This window comes from Caballeronia ptereochthonis (assembly GCF_001545075.1).
Classification (GTDB): Bacteria; Pseudomonadota; Gammaproteobacteria; order Burkholderiales; family Burkholderiaceae; genus Caballeronia; species Caballeronia ptereochthonis.
Genome location: NZ_FCOB02000024.1, coordinates 23,405 through 40,573, shown reverse-complemented (window position 1 = coordinate 40,573; position 17,169 = coordinate 23,405). Strand labels below are relative to the sequence as shown.

Annotated in this window: 16 protein-coding genes; 14 read left to right on the top strand and 2 right to left on the bottom strand. The window is 64.9% G+C overall.

The features are described from left to right. Positions 1-9: 9 nt before the first annotated feature. On the top strand, positions 10-834 hold the full coding sequence (locus AWB83_RS24025) for an ABC transporter permease (protein ID WP_087048122.1): 825 nt from the start codon (positions 10-12) through the stop codon (positions 832-834). 46 nt (positions 835-880) lie between these two features. Here AWB83_RS24025 and AWB83_RS24020 read toward each other — a convergent pair whose 3' ends face one another. Further along, the gene (locus tag AWB83_RS24020; RefSeq protein WP_087048121.1) at positions 881-1,855 is read right to left on the bottom strand and encodes an NADPH:quinone oxidoreductase family protein; all 975 of its coding nucleotides are present in this window, start codon (positions 1,853-1,855) and stop codon (positions 881-883) included. Positions 1,856-1,955: 100 nt separating this feature from the next. On the opposite strand from AWB83_RS24020, the gene surE reads away from it, so the two are divergent. The 6 genes from surE to rlmD all read left to right on the top strand — a co-directional run bounded on the left by surE (position 1,956) and on the right by rlmD (position 8,174). Further along, positions 1,956-2,714, top strand: a complete 759-nt coding sequence (gene surE, locus AWB83_RS24015; protein WP_087048120.1) for a 5'/3'-nucleotidase SurE — start codon at positions 1,956-1,958, stop codon at positions 2,712-2,714. After that, positions 2,684-3,799 carry a protein-L-isoaspartate(D-aspartate) O-methyltransferase gene (locus AWB83_RS24010; RefSeq protein WP_374729134.1) on the top strand — a complete coding sequence of 372 codons (1,116 nt, stop codon included), beginning with the start codon at positions 2,684-2,686 and terminating at the stop codon, positions 3,797-3,799. Before surE ends, AWB83_RS24010 begins: the two co-directional genes overlap by 31 nt. Before the next feature lie 5 nt (positions 3,800-3,804). Then, positions 3,805-4,761: a peptidoglycan DD-metalloendopeptidase family protein gene (locus tag AWB83_RS24005; protein WP_087048119.1), complete on the top strand. Its 957-nt coding sequence runs from the start codon at positions 3,805-3,807 to the stop codon at positions 4,759-4,761. Positions 4,762-4,773: 12 nt separating this feature from the next. Beyond that, positions 4,774-5,871 (top strand): RNA polymerase sigma factor RpoS, encoded by a 1,098-nt coding sequence (rpoS, locus tag AWB83_RS24000; RefSeq protein ID WP_087048118.1) that lies wholly within the window; start codon positions 4,774-4,776, stop codon positions 5,869-5,871. Positions 5,872-5,922: 51 nt separating this feature from the next. Continuing rightward, complete coding sequence (locus AWB83_RS23995; protein WP_087048117.1) at positions 5,923-6,699, top strand: 3'-5' exonuclease; 777 nt, start codon at positions 5,923-5,925, stop codon at positions 6,697-6,699. A gap of 170 nt (positions 6,700-6,869) precedes the next feature. Beyond that, positions 6,870-8,174, top strand: coding sequence for a 23S rRNA (uracil(1939)-C(5))-methyltransferase RlmD (gene rlmD, locus AWB83_RS23990; RefSeq protein WP_244197865.1), 1,305 nt, complete (start codon positions 6,870-6,872; stop codon positions 8,172-8,174). 78 nt (positions 8,175-8,252) lie between these two features. Here the strand turns inward: rlmD and AWB83_RS23985 are convergent, their stop codons facing one another. Beyond that, positions 8,253-8,951, bottom strand: a complete 699-nt coding sequence (locus AWB83_RS23985) for a Bax inhibitor-1/YccA family protein (RefSeq protein ID WP_087048115.1) — start codon at positions 8,949-8,951, stop codon at positions 8,253-8,255. A gap of 338 nt (positions 8,952-9,289) precedes the next feature. Between AWB83_RS23985 and ndk the strand changes: the two genes are divergently transcribed. The 7 genes from ndk (at position 9,290) to bamB (ending at position 17,131) form a co-directional block, all read left to right on the top strand. Then, positions 9,290-9,715, top strand: a complete 426-nt coding sequence (gene ndk, locus AWB83_RS23980) for a nucleoside-diphosphate kinase (protein ID WP_087048114.1) — start codon at positions 9,290-9,292, stop codon at positions 9,713-9,715. A gap of 156 nt (positions 9,716-9,871) precedes the next feature. Beyond that, positions 9,872-11,014, top strand: a complete 1,143-nt coding sequence (gene rlmN / locus AWB83_RS23975; RefSeq protein WP_087048181.1) for a dual-specificity RNA methyltransferase RlmN — start codon at positions 9,872-9,874, stop codon at positions 11,012-11,014. A 184-nt stretch (positions 11,015-11,198) separates the two neighbouring features. After that, positions 11,199-12,311 carry a RodZ domain-containing protein gene (locus AWB83_RS23970; RefSeq protein ID WP_087048113.1) on the top strand — a complete coding sequence of 371 codons (1,113 nt, stop codon included), beginning with the start codon at positions 11,199-11,201 and terminating at the stop codon, positions 12,309-12,311. A gap of 134 nt (positions 12,312-12,445) precedes the next feature. Further along, on the top strand, positions 12,446-13,774 hold the full coding sequence (ispG, locus tag AWB83_RS23965; RefSeq protein WP_087048112.1) for a flavodoxin-dependent (E)-4-hydroxy-3-methylbut-2-enyl-diphosphate synthase: 1,329 nt from the start codon (positions 12,446-12,448) through the stop codon (positions 13,772-13,774). 6 nt (positions 13,775-13,780) lie between these two features. Continuing rightward, a complete protein-coding gene (hisS, locus tag AWB83_RS23960; protein ID WP_087048111.1) occupies positions 13,781-15,130 on the top strand; it encodes a histidine--tRNA ligase in 1,350 nt (449 codons plus the stop codon). Between the two features lie 104 nt (positions 15,131-15,234). Continuing rightward, the gene (locus AWB83_RS23955) at positions 15,235-15,864 is read left to right on the top strand and encodes a tetratricopeptide repeat protein (RefSeq protein WP_087048110.1); all 630 of its coding nucleotides are present in this window, start codon (positions 15,235-15,237) and stop codon (positions 15,862-15,864) included. Between the two features lie 121 nt (positions 15,865-15,985). Then, complete coding sequence (gene bamB, locus AWB83_RS23950) at positions 15,986-17,131, top strand: outer membrane protein assembly factor BamB (RefSeq protein WP_087048109.1); 1,146 nt, start codon at positions 15,986-15,988, stop codon at positions 17,129-17,131. The last annotated feature ends 38 nt before the right edge of the window (positions 17,132-17,169 follow it).

Sequence of the window (17,169 nt, the reverse complement as noted above, 5' to 3'; positions counted from 1 at the left end):
AATACGATCATGTGGAACAAGCTGCGCCCGAATCGCGCGAATCTCATCGTGTGGCAATGGCTGTTGCTGCTGGCGTGCTTCGCGCTGTGGTACGTGCTGACGAGCCCGACGCTCCTGCCGCCCTTCTATTTCGACGACGCCAACAAGGCCGCCTTCTTCTTCGGTGAGCCGCAGAAGGTGCTCGTGCGCATCTGGGAGTGGTTCACGGGCGGCGAGATTTACATCCACCTGTGGGTGACGCTGATCGAAACGGTGCTGGCGTTCGTCATCGGCACCGTGTTCGGCCTCGGCGTGGGACTGTGGCTCGCGCTCGCGCCGATGACCAGCGCGCTTCTCGATCCCTACATCAAGGCCGCCAACTCGATGCCGCGCGTGATTCTCGCGCCGATCTTCGCGGTCTGGTTCGGCCTCGGCATCTGGTCGAAGGTCGCGCTCGGCGTCACGCTCGTGTTCTTCATCGTGTTCTTCAACGTCTATCAGGGCGTGAAGGAAGTGAGCCCGGTCGTGCTCGCCAACGCGCGCATGCTCGGTGCGAACCGCAAGCAACTGCTGCGGCACGTCTATCTGCCGAGCGCGACGAGCTGGGTGTTTTCGAGCCTGCACACGTCGGTGGGGCTTGCGTTCGTCGGCTCGGTGGTCGGCGAATATCTCGGCTCGGCGCGCGGCGTCGGCTATCTGATCCTGCAGGCGGAAGGCACGTTCGACATCAACACGGTGTTCGCCGGCATTCTCGTGCTCACGGCCTTCGCGCTCGTGCTCGACGGGCTCGTCGCGCTGGTCGAGCGGCGGCTCATGAAGTGGCAGCCCAAGAGCGGGGAAACGGAAAAACTGTAGGCTGTCACGCGCAAGGACGATCGCGCCGGCGCCGCCCTCGACCTGCTCACATCTCGATCACGATCTTCCCCGTCACGCGACGATTCATCATGTCGTCGAGCGCCTGCGGCGTGTCTTCGAGCGCGTAGCGTTTCGTGACGACCGGCCGCAGCTTGCCTGCCTTCATCCAGTCGACCATGGTCGCGAATTCCTGGTCGGCGAGCGCATGCTCGCGCTGCATGTGACCGCCCCAGAATACGCCGACGATGCTGGCGCCTTTCAGGAGCGCGAGATTGAGCGGCAGCTTCGGGATTTCGCCATTGGCGAAGCCGACGACGAGATATCGCCCGCGCCAGCCGATGCTGCGAAACGCCGGCTCCGCATACGCGCCGCCGACCGGATCAAAAATGACATCCGGGCCGTCTCCGCCCGTCAGCGCCTTGATGCGCTCGCGCAAATCCTCTTTCGCGTAGTCGATGGTCTCATCCGCGCCATGCTCGCGGCAGAAAGCGAGCTTCTCCGCGCTCGACGCCGCCGCGATCACGCGCGCGCCCACGATCTTGCCGATCTGAATCGCCGCGAGCCCGACGCCGCCCGCCGCGCCGAGCACGAGCAGCGTGTCGCCCGCCTTCAACGCGCCGCGATCGACGAGCGCGTGGTAGGACGTGCCGTACGCAAGCGTGAACGCGGCGGCGTCGGCGAGATCGACGTCATCGGGCAGCACGATGCAATCCGCCGCCTTCGCGCACGCCTGTTCCGCGAAGGCGCCTTGCGCCGTGTAGGCTGCCACGCGCATGCCCGGCGCGAAGCGCGTGACGCCCGCGCCCACTTCGCGCACGATGCCCGCGAACTCGGCGCCCGGCGTGAACGGCAGCGGCGGCTTGAACTGGTATTTGTTCTGGATGATGAGCACGTCGGGAAAGTTCACCGACGCGGCTTTCACGTCGATGACGAGCTCTCCCGCTTCCGGATGCAGGTCGGGCAGCGTTTCGATGGAAAGCGTGTCGGGCAATCCGTGTTCGTTGCATCGTACGGCGCGCATGTCGTCTCCTTTGAAGTGCCCTCAGTGTAGGGCAGGGAAGGCGTCGGAGGCGAGCCTGCCAGTCGTCGTCGCGCCATGTTTCCTCGGTTACAATCGTCGGATGCGAATCCTACTCAGCAACGACGACGGTTATCTGGCGCGCGGCATCAACGTGCTGCACGACGCCCTGCAGCCGCTCGGCGAAGTGACGGTGATGGCGCCGGAGCAGAACTGCAGCGGCTCGTCCAACTCCCTTACGCTGTCGCGGCCCCTGAGCATTCACCAGGCGCCGAACGGCTTCAACTTCGTGAACGGCACGCCGACCGACTCCGTGCACATCGCGCTCACGGGCATGCTCGACCAGCAGCCGGATCTCGTCGTGTCCGGCATCAACAACGGGCAGAACGTCGGCGAGGACACGCTGTATTCCGGCACGGTCGCCGCCGCGACCGAAGGCTTCATGTTCGGCATTCCGGCGATCGCATTCTCGCTCGTCGGCCGCGACTGGCTTTATCTCGAAGACGCGGCGCGGGTGGCCGCCGAGATCGTCGCGCATTTCCTCGACCATCCGATGCCGGGGCATCCGTTGCTCAACGTGAACATCCCGAGCCTGCCTTACGATCAGCTCGGCGAATGGAAAGTGACGCGCCTCGGCAAGCGCCATCCTTCGCAGCCGGTCATCCGCCAGACCGATCCGCGCGGCAATCCGATTTACTGGATCGGTCCTTCCGGCGACGCGCTCGATGCGAGCGAAGGCACCGACTTCCACGCGGTGGCGAACGGCTTCGTGTCGATCACGCCGCTGCAGCTCGATCTGACTCATACGAAGCTCATGGCCGAGACGCGCGAATGGGCGCGCGCGGGGAGCCGCCGCACATGACCGACGAGCGCGCCAAGCGCTTCCCGCTGGCGCTCGCGGATCTGGTTCGCGAGCCGCGCAAGCCCGCGAACCGCGCGCATGATTCACGCGGCAAACCCGCCGCCGTCGCGCTCAAGTCTGCGGCGGTGCAGCCGGCGCAAGCGGCGAAGCCGGGTCCGTCGCGCGCGGCGAACGCGACGATGAAGAATCCCGCGACCGCGGCGGCGTCCGCGAAACCGGCCACCTCCGTTTTTCCCGCGCGTTCCGGTGCGAAGCCGGCGGCAGGCGCAACGAAACCGGTTTCCGGCGCGAGCAAGAGCGCGGCGCAAACGCATCACGCGTCTCATGCGCCGCGCACCGGCGCATTGCGCGCCGCAGCGCGACCCGCCGAGCGCGACCTGAACGCCGCCGCCACCGCCGCGAGAAAGGGCGCGCCCAATGTGGCGCTGTCCAGCTCGCAGACGCTCACGTCGGAACGGGTGCGCGAGCGCATGGTCGAACGGCTGCGGTCGAACGGCGTGGCCGATCCGCGCGTGCTCAACGCGATGTCGGTCGTGCCGCGCCACATGTTCGTCGATCCGGGGCTCGCCGCGCAGGCTTACGAAGACGCCGCTCTGCCGATCGGCCATCATCAGACCATCTCGAAGCCGTCCGTCGTGGCGCGCATGATCGAGCTGGTCGCGGCGGGCCGCGCATTGAGCAAGGTGCTGGAAATCGGCACCGGCTGCGGCTATCAGGCGGCGGTGCTGTCGCAAGTCGCAACAGAGGTTTATTCGATCGAGCGTGTGCGCCCGCTATCCGAGCGTGCGAAGCTCAATCTTCGGCCGCTGCGCGTGCCGAACATCCGGCTGCATTACGGCGACGGCCGTCTCGGCTTGCCCGCGGCCGCGCCGTTCGACGCGATCGTGATCGCGTGCGCCGGACTCGACGTGCCGCAGGCGCTGCTCGATCAGCTGGCGGTGGGCGGCAGGCTCGTAGCGCCTGTCGGGTCGCAGGCCGCGCAGTCGCAGGTGCTGACGCTCGTCACGCGCGTCTCGGCCACGCAATGGCGGGAAGAGCAGCTCGATCGCGTTTTCTTTGTACCCTTAAAATCCGGAGTGATTTGACACCGATGAGTATCTTGCGTGCTTTGCGAGAAGAAAGTGCGAACCAACGCCTGAGCGCGGCGCAGCGCGGCGCGTGCGTACTTGCGTTGTCCGTGCTGGCGGCCTGTTCGACGCGCATGGACATGGCGCCGGTCGTCGACAGAACGGGCGCGCCCATCGGCACGACGGCGGCGCAGACGCCGGACAACGGTCCGCCGCCGCCCGGCTATTACCGCGTGAAACCGGGCGACACCCTATATCGGATCGCACTCGAAAACGGTCAGAATTATCACGACATTGCGGCGTGGAACAACCTGACCAACCCGAACCAGATCGAAGTCGGCCAGTTGATGCGCGTGGCGCCTCCGGGTGCGAACCTCGCAGCGGCGACGCCGGGCGTCTCGACCGCGCCGATCGCGGGCGGCGGCGTGCAGGCGCAGCCGCTCAACGGCGCGAACGCCTACGCGACGCCGCAGCCGGGCGCGACGACGCAGCCGCCGTACTACGGTCCGAACTCGGGCATGGGCGCAACGCCGGGCGCGACGCCGGGCATGGCCCCGGTGCCGGGCGCACCGGGTGTGCCGGGCGCGGACACGAGCGCGGCGGCGCCCGCCGGCCAGCCGGCATTCATCTGGCCGGCACGCGGACCGATTCTCGGCACCTTCGACGAAGCGAGGAACAAGGGTTTGAACATCGGCGGCGCGGCGGGAGATGCGGTCAACGCGTCGGCCGATGGCCGGGTGGTTTATTCCGGAAATGGACTGCGCGGCTACGGCAATCTCATTATCATCAAGCACGACGCAACTTTTCTCACGGCGTATGCACACAACCGCGCTTTGATGGTAAAAGAGGGAGACGCGGTGACTAAAGGGCAGAAGATCGCTGAGATGGGGAACAGCGATTCGGACCGCGTGATGTTGCATTTCGAAGTTCGCCGGCAGGGAAAACCTGTTGACCCACTGAAGTATTTGCCGCCGCAATAAAGCGAAACCATCATGCCAAAAACGAAGCGCCGCCTGCCGCAAGCCGAGACTGAGACGATCAGCCGACCTTTGCAAGTGTCGGTGGAAGACGGTGCTTCGACCCATGACGACGAGATCGAGAACGTCGATGTCGAAATCGATGCCGGCGAAGAAGGCGGCAGTCGGGGCAAGGATGGTGAAGAAGCGAGCGAAGGCGCAAACGATTCCGCGCCGGACGCCGACGATTTCCGCTCGCTTTTGCAGGCCGAACTCACGGCCGATACTATTCAGCATTACCTGAACCGCATCAGCGTGAAGCCGCTGCTTACCGTCGAGGAAGAGCAGCGCTATTCGCGGCTCGCCAAGGCGGGCGAATTCGAGGCGCGCCAGGTGATGATCGAGCGCAATCTGCGGCTCGTCGTGAGCATTGCGAAGGGATATCTGAACCGCGGCGTGCCGCTGCTCGATCTGATCGAGGAAGGCAATCTCGGGCTCATGCACGCCATCGAGAAATTCGATCCGACGCGCGGCTTTCGTTTTTCGACTTACGCCACCTGGTGGATCCGCCAGAGCATCGAACGCGCGATCATGAATCAGGCGCGCACGGTGCGCCTGCCGGTGCATGTGATCCGCGAACTCAATCAGGTGTTGCGCGCCAAGCGGCATCTGGAAAGAAATTCCGCCAATTCGAACGACGCCGTCGCGCCCGAGCGCCGCGATGCGAGCATCGACGACATCGCGTATCTCACCGGCAAGACGCCCGAGGAAGTCACCGACATCCTCGCGCTCAACGAACACACCGCTTCGCTCGACGCGCCGCTCGACCTCGATCCCGGCAGCAGCCTGCTCGATCTGCTTTCCGACGATCAGAGCCAGTCGCCCGATGCCGAAGTGCAGCACCGCGAGCTCGAATCGCTCACGCGGCTGTGGCTGTCGCGTCTGTCCGACAAGCACCGGCACGTGATCGAACGGCGCTTCGGGCTGAACCACATCGAACCGGCGACGCTCGAAGAGCTCGCCGACGAAATGGGCCTCACGCGCGAGCGCGTGCGCCAGATCCAGCAGGAGGCGCTCGTGCGGCTCAAGCGCTTTTTCGCCTCCAACGGCGTTCGCAAGGACGCCGTGCTTTAACGCTCCCATGCACGAAGCGGCGCCCGCGAGGGCGTCGCGTTCCAGGATTCAATGACACCGATTCTCGTTTTCGACATCGAGACGATCCCCGATGTCGACGGCATTCGCCGTCTCGAAGATTTGCCCGACGATCTCTCCGACCACGAAGTCGCCGAACATGCGTTCGCCGCGCGCCGCGAGCGCGTCGGCAACGACTTTCTGCCGCATCACCTGCAGCGCGTGGCGGCGATCTCCTGCGTGTTTCGTGACAACAACGGCTTTCGCGTGCGCTCGCTCGGCACGCCGGACGACGGCGAGGCGGCGCTCATCCAGTCGTTCTATCGCGTGATCGAGAAGTACACGCCGCAGCTCGTTTCATGGAACGGCGGCGGCTTCGATCTGCCCGTGCTCCACTACCGTGCGCTGGTGCACGGCATCGCGGCGCCGCGCTACTGGGATCTCGGCCAGGAAGATCGCGAGTTCAAGTTCAACAATTACATCAGCCGCTATCACATGCGGCACATCGACCTGATGGACGTGCTCGCGATGTATCAGGCGCGCGCCAACGCGCCGCTCGATGCGCTCGCGAAGCTGTGCGGCTTTCCCGGCAAGCTCGGCATGGACGGCGGCAAGGTCTGGGAAGCGTATTGCGACGGTCACATCGACGAAATCCGCAACTATTGTGAGACCGATGTCGTCAACACGTATCTCATGTACTGCCGTTTCCAGATGATGCGCGGCGGCCTCACGCCCGACGAGTACGCCGACGAGATCAACTTCGTGAAGAACGCGCTCGCGCAGGAAGCGTCGCCGCATTGGGCCGAGTATCTGGCGGCGTTCGCCAAATGAAGGCGTAACGTTCGTCTACAATCTCGCCTTCGCCATTTCGTTAGCCAGGAAGTACGCAGGTGTCTGAAGCCGCTCGAAAAACTCCGCATCGCCGCCGTGCCGCGCCGGCGAAATCCGTCACGCTCGATCCGACCTTCGTCGCGCCCGAGCTCGAAATCGATTCGCTCGACATGGAAGCGCGCGGCGTCGGCCGCACGGTCAACGAGGACGGCGAGCCGGGCAAGGTCATCTTCGTCGAGGGCGCGCTGCCGGGCGAACGAGTGAGCTATTCGAGCTTTCGCAAGAAGCCGAGCTTCGAGCAGGCGCAGGTGGTGAGCGTGCTGCGCGAGAGCGTGACCCGCACGAAGCCGAAGTGCCGGTATTTCGGCACATGCGGCGGCTGCTCGATGCAGCATCTCGACGTGCGTGCGCAGATCGCCGTGAAGCAGCGCGTGCTCGAGGACAACCTGCAGCATCTGTCGAAGCTGCGCGCGGAAACCATGTTCCGGCCGATTCACGGGCCGTCGTGGGGATATCGCTATCGCGCGCGCCTGACCGTGCGGCATGTCGAGAAGAAGGGCGGCGTGCTGGTGGGCTTTCACGAGCGCAAGAGCAGCTATGTCGCGGACATGACGAGCTGCGAAGTGCTGCCGCCGCACGTGTCGGCGATGCTCGTGCCGCTGCGCCATCTGGTGGCGAGGCTGTCGATTCGCGATCGCATGCCGCAGATCGAGCTGGCGGTGGGTTCGGAAGTCACCGCGCTCGTGCTGCGCATCCTCGAGCCGCTGACCGAAGCCGACGAGGCGCTGATCCGCGCTTTCGCCGACGAGCACGACGTGCAGTTCTGGCTGCAGCCGAAAGGTCCGGATACGGTCTACCCGTTCTATCCGCTCGATCGCGAGCTGGCTTACACGCTGCCGGAATTCGATATCCGCATGCCCTTCAAGCCGACCGATTTCACGCAGGTGAATCACCAGATCAATCGCGTGCTGGTGAGCCGGGCGCTCAGCCTGCTCGCGCCGGAGAAGTCGGATCGCGTGCTCGATCTGTTCTGCGGGATCGGCAACTTCACGTTGCCGCTCGCGCGGGTGTCGCGCGAAGTGGTGGGCATCGAAGGCAGCGAGGCGCTGACCGCGCGCGCGCTGGAGAACGCCCGGGCCAATGGCGTCGACGGACACGTGTCGTTCGCGTGCCGCAATCTCTTCGAAGTCACCGCCGACGATCTGCGCGCGCTCGGCCACTTCGACAAGTTCCTGATCGATCCGCCGCGCGAAGGCGCGCTCGCGGTGTCGAAGGCGCTCGCCGACATCGCGCAAAGCGGCGACGGGCCGCTGCCGAAGCGCATCGTCTACGTGTCGTGCAATCCCGCGACGCTCGCGCGCGACGCGGGCCTGCTCGTGCACGAAGCCGGCTACCGGATGAAGGGCGCGGGTGTGGTGAACATGTTCCCCCACACGTCGCACGTCGAATCGATCGCCTTGTTCGAGCGCGGCTGACACGCGATTTCGTTTTCTGCAGTCGCAAAAAAACCGGCTCGAAAGCCGGTTTTTTTGTTGCGGTTGCGTGAAACCCGGTCAGTTCCGGTTGCCGCCGAAAATGCCGAGCAGCGCCAGCAGGTTCGTGAACACGTTGTACAGGTCGAGATAGATCGCGAGCGTCGCGCTGATGTAATTCGTCTCGCCGCCGTTCACCACGCGCTGCACGTCGAACAGCATGTACGCCGAGAAGATCACGATGGCGAGCACGGAGATCGTCAGCATGAGCGCCGGCAGTTGCAGGAAGATGTTCGCGAATGCCGCCAGCAGAATGACGATCACGCCCATGAACAGGAACTTGCCGAGGCCCGAGAAATCGCGCTTGCTGACCGTCGCGATGGTCGCCATGGCGGCGAAGATCACGCCGGTGCCGCCGAACGCCATCATGATCAGCTGCGGGCCGTTCGAGAAGCCGAGGATGAAGCTCAGCAGACGCGAGAGCATCAGGCCCATGAAGAACGTGAAGCCGAGCAGGACGGCGACGCCGATCCCGCTGTTCTTCGTCTTCTCGATGGCGAACATGAAGCCGAACGCGATCGCGAGGAAGGCGATGAAGCTCATCGCCGGGCTGGACGCCGCGAACAGCGAGAAGCCCGTCGCGACGCCGACCCACGCGCCGAGCACCGTCGGCACCATCGAGAGCGCCAGCAGCCAGTAGGTATTGCGCAGCACGCGGTTGCGCACCTCGACCGAGGTGATGCTGCCGTTGCGGCCAAAGCCGTAGGGTGATTCGTTCATGGTTTCTCCTTGCTCCAATTGTCTGTCGTTCGGTCTTCCCGCGACATCCGTCATACAGGAATGATAAGGTGCGCGGACTTAAGCCAGTATTAGGACCAGGTTGGTGCATCGTCCGCGTCGCGCACCTCGGGTTGCAATGCGGCGTTTGGCTCCAATATGGCCCCGACGCGCGCCGAATTCAATAGCCCGAAAGGTCGGTTCCGGCATGGCTGCGGTCAAGTCCTCGCTGGCTTTGATTCTTACGGCGACGTAAGGTTTCAATCGCAATCATACCTTGCTTCGTGCTACAATTGTCGATTCGTTTTAATCCGTAAACCGTTCATTTTTTGGAGTTTTTCATGGCGATCGAGCGCACCCTGTCGATTATTAAGCCGGATGCAGTTGCAAAGAACGTTATCGGCCAGATCTACAGCCGTTTCGAGAACGCAGGTCTCAAGATCATTGCGTCGCGCATGGTTCATCTGTCGCGCGCCGACGCGGAAAAGTTCTACGCCGTGCACGCCGCGCGTCCGTTCTTCAAGGACCTCGTGGAATTCATGATTTCGGGCCCGGTCGTGATTCAAGTGCTGGAAGGCGAGAACGCGATCGCCAAGAACCGCGACCTGATGGGCGCGACCGATCCGAAGAAGGCTGACAAGGGCACGATCCGCGCCGACTTCGCCGACAGCATCGACGCAAACGCCGTGCACGGCTCGGACGCTCCGGAAACGGCGCGCCAGGAAGTCGCGTTCTTCTTCCCGGAAGTGAACGTCTACTCGCGCTGATCGAAGCGTTGATTGCCGCGCCGGCTCATCGAAGGCCGTCGCGGGCATCGCGCCGCAACGCAGGAATGGCCGCATCGGCAGTACAGGCAGGAATTGGCGCGAACGGTCCCGGACATCATGCTCCGGACTTCGCAATCTGAAATGGCAGGACTCGACATGACGAGCAGCACCACCGTCAACCTTCTCGATCTCGACGCCGCCGGGCTCGTCGCGTATTGCGACAGCCTGGGCGAGAAGCCGTTTCGCGCCAAGCAATTGCAGCGCTGGATCCATCAGTACGGCGCCGAAGACTTCGACGGCATGACGGATCTCGCGAAATCGCTGCGCGAAAAACTCAAGGGCCGCGCCAACATGGCGATGCCCGACATCATCAGCGATCACGTTTCCTCCGACGGCACCCGCAAGTGGCTGATCGACGTCGGCAACGGCAACGCGGTCGAGACCGTGTTCATCCCCGAAGAGACGCGCGGCACGCTGTGCGTGTCGTCGCAGGCGGGGTGCGCGGTGAACTGCCGTTTTTGTTCTACCGGCAAGCAGGGCTTTTCACGCAATCTGACGACGGGCGAGATCATCGGCCAGTTGCGCATGGCGGAGTTCGCGCTGCGCAAGTCTCTCGGGCGCGACGTCGGCGGTCCGGGCAAGGGCGAGCGCGTCGTCACGAACGTGGTGATGATGGGCATGGGCGAGCCGATGCTCAATTACGACGCCGTCGTGCCGGCCATGCGCCTGATGCTCGACGACAACGCCTACGGCCTGTCGCGCCGGCGGGTGACGCTGTCCACCTCCGGCGTGGTGCCGATGATGGACCGGCTCGCGGCGGACCTGCCCGTGGCGCTCGCGGTCTCGCTGCACGCGCCGAACGACCCGTTGCGCGACATGCTGGTCCCGCTCAACAAGAAGTACCCGCTGCGCGAACTGATGGCGGCGTGCCAGCGCTATCTGAAAGTCGCGCCGCGCGATTTCATCACGTTCGAATATTGCATGCTCGACGGCGTGAACGACACGGAGGCGCACGCGCGCGAACTGCTCGCCGTGACGCGCGACGTGCCGTGCAAGTTCAACCTCATCCCGTTCAATCCGTTCCCGGAGTCGGGGCTGACGCGCTCGAAGAACGAGCAGATCAAGCGTTTCGCGCAAGTGCTGATCGACGCGGGCATCGTGACGACCGTGCGCAAGACGCGCGGCGACGACATCGACGCCGCGTGCGGCCAGCTCGCGGGCGCCGTGCAGGACCGCACGCGTCTCGCGGAGCGCATGAGCCGTGCGGGAAACAAGGTGATCGACGTGCGTGCGGTCTGACGGCCGCCGATAGTCGCAAGGCAGGCGCAAGTCCATGCCCCTTAAGCGGCCCATGGAATCACCTAAAGCCGAACATTTTGTTATAAAGCGGTCTGCAATGGTGCCGGAGTTGTATCGTGCAGGTGTTTTTTGAACCGGGCGATATGGCAGCGCCATATAAAAGAATCGATGCGAGGAATTTGGCATGAGTGAGCCGCAACACCCGACGCCTTTCGGCAGTCACACCGGCAACCGGTCCGACGGTCACGACGGACAGCCCGGTGCGGAAGGGGCGGCATCGAATGCGAGCCAGTTGGGGTCCCTGGACTCGCTTCAGGCTGTCGGCGCGCGTCTCGCGCAGCTCCGGCAGGCGAAAGCATGGTCGATCGACGACGTTTCCGCGCGCCTCAAGGTGTCGCCGGCGAAGCTGCTCGCGCTCGAAGCGGGCGATATCAGCCAGTTGCCCGATCGCACGTTCGCGGCGGGCATCGTGCGCAGCTACGCGAAAATCCTCGGCGCGGATCCCGCGCCCTTCACGCAGGCATTCCGGCGCGAGGGCGGCGGTGTCGAGGTCAATCTGAAAGTGCCGGCGTCGGCGGGCGCGGGCCTGCCGCGCGGGCGCGTCTCGGTGCCGCTCGGCAATTCGTCGGGCCGCCGGCGCTCGTGGATGTGGGGTGTCCTGGCGATCATCGTCGTGCTGGTGGCGCTCGTGATGTGGCACACCGGCGGCGATTCGAGCAACTGGCTCGCGCGTCTGAAGGCGAGCACGGGTGTGGGCACCTCGTCGAGGCCGGAATCGAACGAAACGCTCGCGGCTTCGTCGGTGGCGACGCCTGACGAAGCGGCTGCGGCGAACACCGGCGAAGCGTCGCTGCCGGAAGTGGCGGCCGCGCCCGGCGAGCAGCCGATGCCGCGTCCGCTCGGCACGAACGCGCTGCCGGCCTCGTCGTCGACGCTTTCCGCGGTCCAGGTCCCGGGCGCTGCGCCGGCTTCCGCGGCGAAGGCCGCGTCGGCAGCGGCAGTGGCGGCAGTGGCGGCGGGAGCATCGGCGCCGGCCGTGGCGGGCAGCGGCTCGAGCGCGGTCGAATTGAAAGTGAAGGAAGATAGCTGGTTCAGCGTGCGCGGCAAGGACGGCAAGGAGTTGTACTCCGGGCTCGTGCGCGCCGGCAACACGCAGCGCGTGGAAGGCGAGGCGCCGTTCAAGGTGACTGTCGGCAACGTGAAAGGCGTCGAGTCGCTGTCGGTCGATGACGAACCGGTCGACGCCAAGCGGTATTCATCCGCACGCGGAAACGTCGCGCGTCTTTCGTTGCCCTGAGGGCGCGAGGCCGACTGATCCTGTGCGCGACGGACGATTCAGGGGCGTCGCGGTTTACGCCGTGACGCCCGTTTGAAGTTTCAACCATGCAACTCGCCGCCTCGAGGGCGCCCAGGTTGCCAAAGGGTTTTTCGATGCAATCCCAAGCTCAATCCCTGATCAGCAGCAAGATTTGTTCGACCGAGCCGGTCTTCGGCGGTCCGTTGCAGCGTCGCGCCTCGCATGCGGTCGACGTGCGCTGGGGCGGCCAGCTCGTGACGATCGGCGGCGACGCGCCCGTGCGCGTGCAGTCGATGACCAACACCGACACCGCCGACGCGATCGGCACCGCCATCCAGATCAAGGAACTGGCGCAGGCCGGTTCGGAGCTCGTGCGCATCACGGTGAACACGCCGGAAGCGGCGGCCGCCGTGCCGCATATCCGCGAGCAGCTCGACCGCATGGGCGTGACCGTGCCGCTCGTCGGCGACTTCCATTACAACGGCCATCTGCTGCTGCGCGACTATCCGGGCTGCGCCGAAGCGCTGTCGAAGTACCGCATCAACCCGGGCAACGTCGGACAGGGCGCGAAGCGCGACACGCAGTTCGCGCAGATGATCGAAGCCGCGATCAAGTACGACAAGCCCGTGCGCATCGGCGTGAACTGGGGCAGTCTCGATCAGGACCTGCTCGCGCGCATGATGGACGAGAACGCCGCGCGCTCGACCCCGTGGGAATTGCAAAGCGTGATGTACGAGGCGCTGATCCAATCGGCGATCGGCTCGGCGGAACGTGCTGTCGAACTTGGTCTCGGCCGCGACAAGATCATTCTGTCGTGCAAGGTGAGCGGCGTGCAGGACCTGATCGCGGTGTATCGCGAGCTCGCGAAGCGCTGCAGCTTCGCGCTGCATCTCGGCTTGACGGAAGCGGGTATGGGCTCGAAGGGCATCGTGGCCTCCACGGCGGCGCTGTCGGTGCTGTTGCAGGAAGGCATCGGCGACACCATTCGCATCTCGCTCACGCCCGAACCGGGCGGCGCGCGCACGGGCGAAGTCGTCGTCGGCCAGGAAATCCTGCAGACGATGGGCCTGCGCTCGTTCACGCCGATGGTCATCGCGTGCCCCGGATGCGGCCGCACGACGAGCACGCTGTTCCAGGAGCTCGCGTCGCAGATCCAGACTTATCTGCGCCGCTCGATGCCTGACTGGCGCGACCGGTACCCCGGCGTCGAAAAGATGCACGTCGCGGTGATGGGCTGCATCGTCAACGGGCCGGGTGAATCGAAGCACGCGAACATCGGCATCAGCCTGCCGGGCTCGGGCGAGAATCCGGCGGCGCCCGTGTTCATCGACGGCGTGAAGGTGAAGACGCTGCGCGGCGAGCGCATCGCCGAGGAATTCCAGCAAATCGTCAGCGACTACGTCGAGCGCACGTACGGGCAACAAGCCGGCAAGCGCGAAGAGACGTCCACCGCAACCCTTTAAAGACAGATGACTGAACAGAAGAAACGGCTCGAGAAGCTGAGCGGCGTGAAGGGCATGAACGACATCCTGCCGCAGGATGCCGCGTTGTGGGACTTCTTCGAAACCACCGTCAAGTCGATGCTGCGCGCGTACGGCTATCAGAACATCCGCACGCCGATCGTCGAGCATACGCAGCTCTTCACGCGCGGTATCGGTGAAGTGACCGATATCGTCGAGAAGGAAATGTACAGCTTCACCGATGCGCTCAACGGCGAGCATCTGACGATGCGCCCGGAGAACACCGCGGCCGTCGTGCGCGCGACTATCGAGCACAACCTGCTGTACGACGGCCCGAAGCGCCTGTGGTACATCGGCCCGATGTTCCGTCACGAGCGTCCGCAGCGCGGGCGTTATCGCCAGTTCCATCAGGTGGGCGTGGAGGCGCTCGGCTTCGCGGGTCCGGACACGGACGCCGAAATCATCATGATGTGCCAGCGTCTGTGGGACGACCTCGGGCTCACAGGCATCCGCCTCGAACTGAACTCGCTCGGTCAGGCGGACGAGCGCGCGGCGCATCGCAAGGAACTGATCGCGTATCTGGAGAAGCACGTCGATTCGCTCGACGAGGAAGCGAAGCGCCGCCTCCATACGAACCCGCTGCGCGTGCTCGATACGAAGAATCCGGCGATGCAGGAGATCGCGCAGAACGCGCCGAAGCTCGTCGATTTTCTCGGCGACGAATCGCGCAAGCATTTCGAAGGCGTGCAGCGTCTGCTCAAGGCGAACAACATTCCCTTCACGATCAACCCGCGGCTCGTGCGCGGCCTCGACTACTACAACCTGACCGTGTTCGAGTGGGTCACCGACAAGCTCGGCGCGCAAGGCACGGTCGCGGGCGGCGGGCGCTACGACCCGCTCATCGAGCAGCTCGGCGGCAAGCCGACGGCCGCATGCGGCTGGGCGATGGGCGTCGAACGCATTCTCGAGCTGCTGAAGGAAGATCAGCTCGCGCCCGAAGCCGAGGGCACGGACGTATACGTCGTGCATCAGGGCGAGGCGGCGGCGGAGCAGGCCTTCATCGTGGCCGAGCGCCTGCGCGACACGGGCCTCGACGTCATCCTGCATTGCAGCCCGGACGGCACGACGGCCAGCTTCAAATCGCAGATGAAGAAGGCCGATGCGAGCGGCGCGGCGTTTGCCGTGGTGCTCGGCGAGGACGAGCTCGCGCAGGGCATGATCGGCGTCAAGCCGCTGCGCCGTTCTGGCGGTGAAACGTCCGACGGCCAAAAGAACGAGCAAGTGAACGTTCCGGCGGAAGACTTGACCGAATACCTAATCAATGCGATGGTTGCAACCGCCGATGACGAGGCTGCCTGATTTTTGGGCACATCGACCGTGCGCATCGGTCGGGGTCTGAAGACCCGGCATCGCGCACGGCGCTCGTTTGAGGGTAATGAAACGCAGGAAGGAATAGCTGGACGATGAGCTATCACGACGAACAAGAATCGATTGAAAGCGTAAAGGCCTGGTGGGCCAAATGGGGTAACGCCACGACCTGGATCGTGCTTGTGGCGCTCGTCATCGCGGCCGGCTACAACGGCTGGAACTTCTGGCAGCGTCGTCAGGCGGCCGAAGCTTCCGTGCTGTACGACCACCTTCAGCAGGCGGTGAACGGCAACGACCAGGCGCTGGTCTCGCGCGTCGCGGCGGACATGGAAGACAAGTTCGGCGGCACGGCCTATGCGCAGATGGGCGCGCTCGCGGCGGCGAAGTCGCTGTATACGGCGGGCAATACGGCCGGCGCGAAGGCTCAGCTGCAATGGGCGATCGACCACGCGAAGGACGACGAATACAAGCAGATCGCGAAGCTGCGTCTCGCGCTCGTTCTCCTCGACGAGAAGAACTACGATGCGGGCCTCAAGCTTCTTGCGGATGCTCCGCTCGACGCGTTCAAGGGTGTCATCGCGGATCGGCGTGGCGATCTGCTTGCCGCGCAAGGCAAGCGCGACGACGCGCGCGCGGCCTACAAGGTGGCGCTCGACACGCTGCCCGCGAACGATACGTCCGCGCGTCAGCTGATCCAGTTCAAGCTCGATGCGCTGGGCGGCTGATCCGCATCATCGTCTTGCCGATACAGCCATAGCTCAATCAAGCCGCCGCGCCGAACCTCGCTCATGCGAGGCGGCGCGCGCACCGATCAACCGAATTTAACCATCCATGTTGCGTCCACCGATGACTCTTTTGAAACGCTACGCCGTGCCGCTCGCCTGCGCGATGACCGTCTTGTTGGCCGCCTGCTCGTCGACCAAGGATGAACGCCGCGTGCCGACACCGCTCGCGGACTTCAAGCCGGTGCTGAACGTCAATCAGGCGTGGAAGGCGAGCGTCGGCAAGGCGGGCCGCTATCTGTTCTCGCCGGTCGCGGTGGGCGACTACGTCTACGCCGCGGGCGCGAACGGCTCCGTCGCGAAGATCGACGCGAAGACCGGCCAGGACGTCTGGCGCATCAAGCTCAAGGACGATCTCTCGGCGGGCGTCGGCAGCGACGGCAATCTCACGGCCGTGGGCGGACTGAAAGGCCAGGTCGATGTGCTCGGGTCCGACGGCAAGCTGCTGTGGACGGCCACGGCGCCGGGCGAGATCATCTCGCCGCCGCTCGTCGGCAATGACCTCGTGATCGTGCGCACGATCGACGGCAAGGTCGTCGCCTTCAACGCGCAGACCGGCGAGCAGAAGTGGGTCTTCCAACTGCGCGCCGTGCCGCTGAACCTGCGCGTGTCGGCGGGCATGACCTTCGCCGGCAATCAGGCGGTGCTCGCGGGCTTCCCGGGCGGCGCGTTCGCCGCGATCAACCTGCAGACGGGCGACGCCTACTGGCAGGCGCCGGTGTCGTATCCGAAGGGCGTGACCGAAGTCGAGCGCATCAATGACGTGACCGGTGCGCCGGGCCTCGTCGGCGCGCAGACCTGCGCGGTGACGTTCCAGGGCCGCATCGGCTGCTTCGACGCCAACACGGGCCAGCCGGTGTGGGAAAAGAACTTCTCGAGCGACAGCGGTCTCGCGCAGAGCGAGCAGGTCGTCGCGGCGGGCGACGACTGGTCGGTCGTCAACGCGTTCCGCGCATCCGACGGCTCGCCGCTCTGGAAGTCGGAGACGCTCAAGAACCGCAGCGTCAGCGTGCCGTTCATCCTCGGGCGCGCCGTCGTGGTCGGCGACTACAAGGGCTTCGTGCATTTCCTCAACACGGAGAACGGCGAACTGGTCGGCCGCGCGCCGACCGACGGCAGCGCGATCACTGCGGCGCCCGTGTTGGCGGGCGATACGCTCGTCGTGCAGACGCATGACGGCGATCTCTACGGTTTCCGTCCGAGCAACTGAAGCCGAACCCGGCCGGGAGAAGCGTAAGGCCTTTCCCG

Coding starts and splice junctions, on each gene's coding strand:
- AWB83_RS24025 (WP_087048122.1), top strand. CDS start 10: ATGTGGAACAAGCTGCGCCCGAATCGCGCGAATCTCATCGTGTGGCAA.
- AWB83_RS24020 (WP_087048121.1), bottom strand. CDS start 1,855: ATGCGCGCCGTACGATGCAACGAACACGGATTGCCCGACACGCTTTCC.
- surE (WP_087048120.1), top strand. CDS start 1,956: ATGCGAATCCTACTCAGCAACGACGACGGTTATCTGGCGCGCGGCATC.
- AWB83_RS24010 (WP_374729134.1), top strand. CDS start 2,684: ATGGGCGCGCGCGGGGAGCCGCCGCACATGACCGACGAGCGCGCCAAG.
- AWB83_RS24005 (WP_087048119.1), top strand. CDS start 3,805: ATGAGTATCTTGCGTGCTTTGCGAGAAGAAAGTGCGAACCAACGCCTG.
- rpoS (WP_087048118.1), top strand. CDS start 4,774: ATGCCAAAAACGAAGCGCCGCCTGCCGCAAGCCGAGACTGAGACGATC.
- AWB83_RS23995 (WP_087048117.1), top strand. CDS start 5,923: ATGACACCGATTCTCGTTTTCGACATCGAGACGATCCCCGATGTCGAC.
- rlmD (WP_244197865.1), top strand. CDS start 6,870: ATGGAAGCGCGCGGCGTCGGCCGCACGGTCAACGAGGACGGCGAGCCG.
- AWB83_RS23985 (WP_087048115.1), bottom strand. CDS start 8,951: ATGAACGAATCACCCTACGGCTTTGGCCGCAACGGCAGCATCACCTCG.
- ndk (WP_087048114.1), top strand. CDS start 9,290: ATGGCGATCGAGCGCACCCTGTCGATTATTAAGCCGGATGCAGTTGCA.
- rlmN (WP_087048181.1), top strand. CDS start 9,872: ATGACGAGCAGCACCACCGTCAACCTTCTCGATCTCGACGCCGCCGGG.
- AWB83_RS23970 (WP_087048113.1), top strand. CDS start 11,199: ATGAGTGAGCCGCAACACCCGACGCCTTTCGGCAGTCACACCGGCAAC.
- ispG (WP_087048112.1), top strand. CDS start 12,446: ATGCAATCCCAAGCTCAATCCCTGATCAGCAGCAAGATTTGTTCGACC.
- hisS (WP_087048111.1), top strand. CDS start 13,781: ATGACTGAACAGAAGAAACGGCTCGAGAAGCTGAGCGGCGTGAAGGGC.
- AWB83_RS23955 (WP_087048110.1), top strand. CDS start 15,235: ATGAGCTATCACGACGAACAAGAATCGATTGAAAGCGTAAAGGCCTGG.
- bamB (WP_087048109.1), top strand. CDS start 15,986: ATGACTCTTTTGAAACGCTACGCCGTGCCGCTCGCCTGCGCGATGACC.